The sequence below is a fragment of the Paenibacillus sp. 01L418 genome (assembly GCF_056400045.1).
Genome location: NZ_JBFTSN010000342.1, coordinates 1 through 6,980, shown reverse-complemented (window position 1 = coordinate 6,980; position 6,980 = coordinate 1). Strand labels below are relative to the sequence as shown.

At 49.0% G+C, this 6,980-nt stretch carries 5 protein-coding genes; 4 read left to right on the top strand and 1 reads right to left on the bottom strand.

Annotated features, from left to right (window positions below):
• The first annotated feature begins 5 nt into the window (after positions 1–5).
• The 4 genes from AC1DSE_RS26980 (at position 6) to AC1DSE_RS26965 (ending at position 5,602) form a co-directional block, all read left to right on the top strand.
• The gene (locus AC1DSE_RS26980) at positions 6–1,265 is read left to right on the top strand and encodes an endo-1,4-beta-xylanase (RefSeq protein WP_477528478.1); all 1,260 of its coding nucleotides are present in this window, start codon (positions 6–8) and stop codon (positions 1,263–1,265) included.
• Between the two features lie 127 nt (positions 1,266–1,392).
• Positions 1,393–2,922 carry a glycoside hydrolase family 43 protein gene (locus AC1DSE_RS26975; protein WP_477508874.1) on the top strand — a complete coding sequence of 510 codons (1,530 nt, stop codon included), beginning with the start codon at positions 1,393–1,395 and terminating at the stop codon, positions 2,920–2,922.
• 33 nt (positions 2,923–2,955) lie between these two features.
• Positions 2,956–4,470: a glycoside hydrolase family 43 protein gene (locus AC1DSE_RS26970; protein WP_477508873.1), complete on the top strand. Its 1,515-nt coding sequence runs from the start codon at positions 2,956–2,958 to the stop codon at positions 4,468–4,470.
• Between the two features lie 124 nt (positions 4,471–4,594).
• A complete protein-coding gene (locus tag AC1DSE_RS26965) occupies positions 4,595–5,602 on the top strand; it encodes an endo-1,4-beta-xylanase (RefSeq protein ID WP_477508872.1) in 1,008 nt (335 codons plus the stop codon).
• Positions 5,603–5,851: 249 nt separating this feature from the next.
• Here the strand turns inward: AC1DSE_RS26965 and AC1DSE_RS26960 are convergent.
• A partial coding sequence (locus AC1DSE_RS26960) for an SGNH/GDSL hydrolase family protein (protein ID WP_477528477.1) occupies positions 5,852–6,980 on the bottom strand: 1,129 nt, incomplete at its 5' end.

Below are 6,980 nucleotides of genomic sequence, written 5' to 3'. Positions count from 1 at the left end.
AGCTAATATACAGCATTATAGCTGCTGTCACCTTAATTGCGGTTGTTGCTGTGCTTATTCTCAATAAGCATCAAGCGGAATCAGTGAATGAAACGGCTGCGCTTCAGACGGAAGCACCTGCTGGCAGCGTCAATACTGAAGATGGCCAGCCTACAAGCACGATTGAAGCGACTCCGGCTCCAACCTTGAAGCCAACTCCGACGCCGGAACCATCGGTTGAGCAGGATATTCCATCGCTTGCGGAGACATTCGCTGATTACTTCCCGATCGGAGCTGCCATCGAGCCGGCCCAGATGGAGGGCCTAAAGGCAGAGATGCTCAAGAAGCACGTGAATTGGCTTGTTGCGGAGAACGTGATGAAGCCCGATGCGATTCAACCTACGGAAGGTAAATTCAATTGGGGGAATGCGGATCGAATCGTAGCGTTCGCGAAAGAAAACAACATGGAGGTGCGCTTCCATACCTTGCTTTGGCATAGTCAGGTCGGCGCTTGGTTTTTTAAGGATGCGGAGGGCAAGCCGATGGTTGAGGAGACAGACGTGGCTAAGCGCGAAGCGAACAAAAAGCTGCTGCTGCAGCGAGTCGATACGCATGTCCGCACAATTGTCGAACGATACAAGGACGATATCCAATCATGGGACGTTGTCAATGAAGTAATAGAGCCAGCCGATCCGGACGGGATGCGAGCTAGCGAATGGTATAAGATAACGGGTACAGACTTTATCGAGACGGCATTCCGAGCGGCACGCGAAGCGGGCGGAGCCGAGGCAAAGCTGTACATTAATGATTACGGAACGGACAATCCGGCGAAGCGAGACCGATTGTATGAGCTTGTGAAGGAAATGCTGGATAAAGGCGTACCGATCGATGGTGTCGGTCATCAGACCCATATCGACCTATTCGGGCCGACGGTGAATTCTATTATCGAATCGATGAAGAAGTTTGCTGAGCTAGGTCTTGATAATCTCGTTACCGAGCTGGATATGAGTCTCTACGCATGGAACGATCGCAGCGATGTTGGCAGCGATATACCGGTTGACCTGCTGCAGAAGCAGGCGGATCGATATCGCGAGCTGTTTGAGGCTTTCAGAAACAATAAGGACATTCTTAGCGGCGTCGTATTCTGGGGCATCGCGGACGACCATACGTGGTTGAACAGCTTCCCGGTGACGCGTACCAACGCGCCATTCCTGTTCGACAAGCAGCTCCACGCGAAGCCGGCATTCTGGGCCGTCGTCGATCCATCTGGGCAAGCACGACCATAAAAGTATAAAAAGTACCGCCTATAATTTGTGTAGGAAAACCTATAGATAGACGGGTTGTTGCCGAGGCGCATACAGGCTAGACTGGTTGGATGATGGACTAATCCAGCCTTACTAGGAGGAGCTAGCGATGAACAATACGACAATAACGAACCCGGTCATCTGGGCAGACGTTCCGGATCCGAGCGTGATCCGTGTAGGATCGACCTTCTATATGGTAAGTACAAGCATGCATTCGATGCCAGGCTGTCCGATTATGAAGTCCGAAAACCTGCAGAATTGGGAGCTTGTTAATTACGTATACGAGACGTTCGAGGATAATGACGCGCACAATTTGCTTGACGGTAAAGGCATTTACGGCAAGGGATCATGGGCTGCCAGCTTACGCTATCGCGACGGTATCTTTTATGTGTGTTTCTCGAGTCTGGATATGAATCAGTTCTATGTGTATACGACTGAGGATATCGAGAACGGGAAATGGGAACGAAGCGTTATTCAAGGACTTCACCATGATCCGAGCATACTGTTCGACGACGATGGCCGTGTGTTCGTCTTCCACGGCAATGGCGATATTCGAATTACAGAGCTGTCTGAGAAAGCAACTGCTCTGAAGCCGGACGGCATCAATCAATTGCTGCTCGAGACGGAACGAGACGGAATTATGCTTCGTGCCGAGGGCTGCCATGCCTACAAAATCAATGGTTATTATTATTTATTCTTCATCGATTGGCCAAATGCAGGTAACAAGCGCCGCAGACAGCTATGCTATCGTTCACGTGATCTGCTCGGTCCATACGAGCACAAGCTAGTACTCGATGATCAAATGGATTATCGCAACAATGGCATCGCACAAGGTGGCATTTTTGATACGTCAGAAGGGGATTGGTATGCGGTACTGTTCCAGGATCACGGGGCCGTTGGCCGTATTCCATGCGTTCTGCCGGTCGTTTGGGATAATGACTGGCCAGTTCTGGGGCAACAGGGCAAAGCGCCTAAGACGTTCGAAGTGAAGCTGCCCAGCTCGGAGACAAAGCCGCTTGTCATCAGTGATGAGTTTGATTACGGGGAGAATCGTCTAGCGCTTCATTGGCAATGGAATCATAATCCCGACAATGGTAAATGGTCGGTAACGGAGCGACCGGGCTGCTTGCGCCTAACGACGGGTCATATCACGAATAGCGTAGAATTTGCCCGCAATACGTTAACACAGCGTACAGAAGGTCCGGCATGTGTCGGTACAACGTTTATGGACATCAAGGCTATGAAACCGGGCGACCGTGCAGGGTTAGTGTCGCTGCAATATGCTTTCGGCTCGGTCGGTATTCAGGTCGATGACAACGGCGATTTTTACGTAGCAATGTGCGTCAATGGCAGAGTGGACGACGGTCAAGGCGAAATCACAGTTGAACGCGTAAAGTATGAGGGCGACCAAATCTATTTGCAAATAGAGTGCCAGTTCGATAATGGCGATCGCGAGGATATTGCCTGGTTCCGCTATTCCTCGGACGGAGTGAATTGGGTTGTGATCGGAGATCCGTTTCATATGCAATATAGGCTTGAACACTTTATGGGCTACCGATTCGGGCTGTACAATTACGCCACGAAGCAAGCTGGCGGTTTCGTTGATTTCGATTACTTCCGCTATGTGAGTCTGATTTAACTAATTTCGCAACGATAAGGAGAGTGCGCTTGCTTGAATTATAACAATCCGGTTATAAGCGGTTTTCATCCGGACCCAAGCGTCTGTCGCTTTGGCGATGATTATTATCTCGTAACGAGTTCCTTCGAGTATTTTCCGGGTGTTCCGCTGTTCCACAGCAAGGATCTTGTGAATTGGACGCAGCTCGGTCACGTTTTGACAAGGACCGAGCAGCTCGATCTAAGCCGTGCACCAAGCTCCGGCGGCATATTCGCGCCTACGATCCGTGAGCATAACGGAACGTTCTATATGGTGACGACGAACGTTACCGCCGGCGGTAACTTCTTCGTACATACGAATGATCCGCGCGGGGAATGGTCGAATCCGATATTCGTCGACCATCCCGGCATAGACCCAGATTTGTTCTTCGATGAGGATGGAACATTGTATTTCACTTCCTCTGCTCACGGGGATCAGGGGCCTGGCATCTATCAAAGCAAGATTGATCCGAAAACCGGCAAAAGGCTGACTGATCCTGCTTTCCTCTGGACGGGAACAGGAGGCCAGTACCCGGAAGCACCGCATATTTATCGTGTCGGCAGTTGGTACTATTTAATGATTGCCGAAGGCGGCACCGAATACGGCCATATGGAAACGATCGCTAGAAGCGAACGTCCGAATGGACCTTTCGCAAGCTGTCCGCACAATCCAATCTTAACCCATCGCAGCCAGTCAAAAACGATTCATGCAACGGGACACGCAGACCTCGTTCAAACGCCGGACGGAGACTGGTGGGCTGTATTTCTTGGCATCAGGCCGCATGGCTATCCGAATAAACACCATCTCGGCAGAGAGACGTTTCTTTCTCCCGTCACATGGACGGAAGAGGGTTGGCCGATCATTGGCGATAACGGAACGGTCAGCGAGACGATGCCGGCAGGCAATCTTCCGTTGCTGCCTGTAGCCGCTGCCCCAGTTCGGGACAACTTCGATGCGGCGGCGCTTGCACCGTATTGGAATTTTATGCGTTCACCCAACCCGGATAACTGGTCCCTTAGCGAGAAGGATAGTTGTCTAACGCTGCAGGGCAACGAGACGACGTTGAATGAAATCGGAGCGCCTGCATTTCTAGCGAGAAGACAACAGCATTTCGATTGCAGCGTGTCTACACATATGGAATTTGCACCTGAGCGTGACGGAGAGGAAGCGGGCATTACCGTTTATATGAACGATCGCTTCCATTATGAGATTGCTGTGACTCGTATTGCTGGCGTGTGCAAAGTAATTTTCCGTAGAAAGCTTGGCAGCTTGTGGAAGATCGAGAACGAGGCGCCGTGGCCGTTCGATTCTATCGTGCTTCATGTGAGCGCAAATCGCGACCTGTATGCTTTCGGATTTTCTGATGGCAACGGAGAACCATTCTGGTTCGGCCATGGAGAGACCTCTCTTCTTGCAACGGAAGTGGCTGGCGGATTTACTGGCGTRCTCTTCGCCTTGTATGCGACCGGAAATGGCGCCAAATCGGAGTCGCTTGCCCATTTTGACTGGTTCGATTATGAATCAAAGTAACAAATTATCCATACGAACAATAAAAGCTTTTCCCATATTACCTGGAAAACGCTATATTCTTCTAAATCGGCAATCAAATTAAGTTTAAAGTCAACCTATACATGAAGAGGAGGCGATCGGAGAAATGGACAATTCCCGATATGAAGGATCTTTAAAACTTCATAAATCGTTTAGTCAGCAGTTTTTAATTGGTGCAGCTGTAAATATGAAGACGCTGGTCACACAACGCGAGTTGTTGGCTTATCATTTCAATAGTGTAACGGCTGAAAATGAGATGAAGTTCGAGCGTTTGCATCCTGCAGAACACCAATATACTTTCGAGGATGCGGATCGAATAATGAATTTCGCGAAAGTAAACGGAATGCAAGTAAGAGGGCATACGCTGGTCTGGCATAATCAAACGCCTGCTTGGGTGTTCGAGAATGAGACTGGAGGTCTAGTTGATCGCGATACGCTGTTGGAGCGAATGAAAGCCCACATCAATACAGTGGTTGGGCGTTATAAGGGTCAAATTTATGCATGGGATGTCGTGAATGAAGCCATATCTGATAGTAGCGAAGAACAACTTCGTTCGTCCAAATGGCTCGACATCGTGGGTGAGGAATTCATTTCCAAGGCGTTCGAATATGCGCATGAAGCCGATCCCGAAGCGCTGTTGTTCTATAACGATTATAACGAGTCCGTACCTGAGAAGAGGGAAAAAATTTATAGACTGGTAAAATCTCTGAAGGAGAAGGGCGTGCCAATTCATGGTATCGGACTGCAAGCGCATTGGAATCTATCCCATCCGTCACTGCACGATATCCGAACTGCAATTGAACGTTATGCTTCGCTGGGGCTCAAACTGCATATCACGGAGATGGACGTGTCGGTGTTCGAGTTTGAAGATAAGCGAACCGATCTGATATCGCCTACTTCCGAGATGATGAGTCTTCAGGAGGATAGGTATTCCGAGTTATTCCAGCTGTTCTGCGAATATAGCAATGTGCTGACGAGCGTGACGTTCTGGGGGGCCGCGGACGATTATACTTGGTTGGACAACTTCCCAGTCAGAGGGCGCAAAAATTGGCCATTGCTGTTCGACAAGGAACAACTGCCGAAAGGATCGTACCACAAGTTGGTCAGCAGATAGCATAAACGTTTAAAAGCAAGAATATCGTAAAGCTTTCTTTGCTTAGGTGATCATGCGATTCGATACAACATGAAAGCCCTTCTGCCCGGTTATATCAGGGCTAGAAGGGCTTTCATGTTGTATGGTCATTTATTATATATAGAAATGTCGCTTATATGATGTAGGCGATTCCCTAAATATGCTTTTTTGAATATGCAGGTGAAAAGATCAGTAATAAGAAATTCTCAATGCAAAATGAGCTGCGAGTGACTATTGTGTGAAGCCGAAACCAAGAATTGTAAATCGCTTGCTCTCATGCTCTGACGCCATTCTGATTTCTACTGTATGCTCTTTCGATTGCTGCTCCCGAAATAAAATGAGGGCGTGGCAACGCGTCCACTTGACGGTTTGGGACTCCGCCACCTTCACAAGCTTGYCGTCAACCCAAATATCGGCGTTTCCGAAGTCGTTGCTTCCGGAATTTTTATAAATGAGAAGCAGGCTTTTGCAGTGAATCGTCATCGTGAAGCTGTCGCTGCCGGATTCAGATGTATGCATCCAGTTGTCGGGGAATTGGGCTGTGCCGTATGGATGATCATCCATCTCCGCGAATTGGAGTTCGGTATCGGATGCGTAGAAACTGCCTTCCGTAATCTTTGCTACACTAGAACCATTGTCTCTATCCAGCAAACGAACTTCGGCGAAATCGTTGCCGAACATCGGTGGTTTGTCGAGGACGATTTCCTCTTGATTAGGTGCGCAACGATCGGTCTCCATGAATAGCGAGCGCAAGCAGTCGGCCATGATGAGATGTCCCATATTTGTCGGATGATAGATGTCGCTAAAAAATTGCGACTTGGAAATGATGTTGCCCTCGTCCTTCGACTTTTGAAATTGTTTTGTAACTGCATCCTTCACGCTTACCATGGGAAGATCATAATGATAGCCTACAGGAGAAAGTTGTTCCTGCAGATTCCAATCGTTTTCGAACACGCTGAACAGCAGAATGACGGCAGGCGAATTGGCGGCGGCCAGGATTTTCAGTACGAGACTCTCGTAGCAAATCCCTTTCGTCTCGTCGTCAGCGTCATTGACGGCAAACTCCACGACGACGATGTCCGGTTGAACCGTTCCGTTTCTCAGGACATCTCGCTCATAGCGAATCATGCCCAGTTCAGAAGGCGTACCGCCTAAGCCAGCTTTAATAAAGCGAATCTGATTACCTCCGTCCTTACCGAACATCTCTTTAAAAGCGGTATATGTTTGGTGAGCATAGCAGGACGTATGGAGCGGGTCTGCTCCAGCTCCATGAGTAATGGAGCCGCCAATGAAAGCAATCGTAACGTTATCGCCTCTCTTAGCCTTTTCAATGGCGGCTTTCAATCGCTTATTGTTGCCT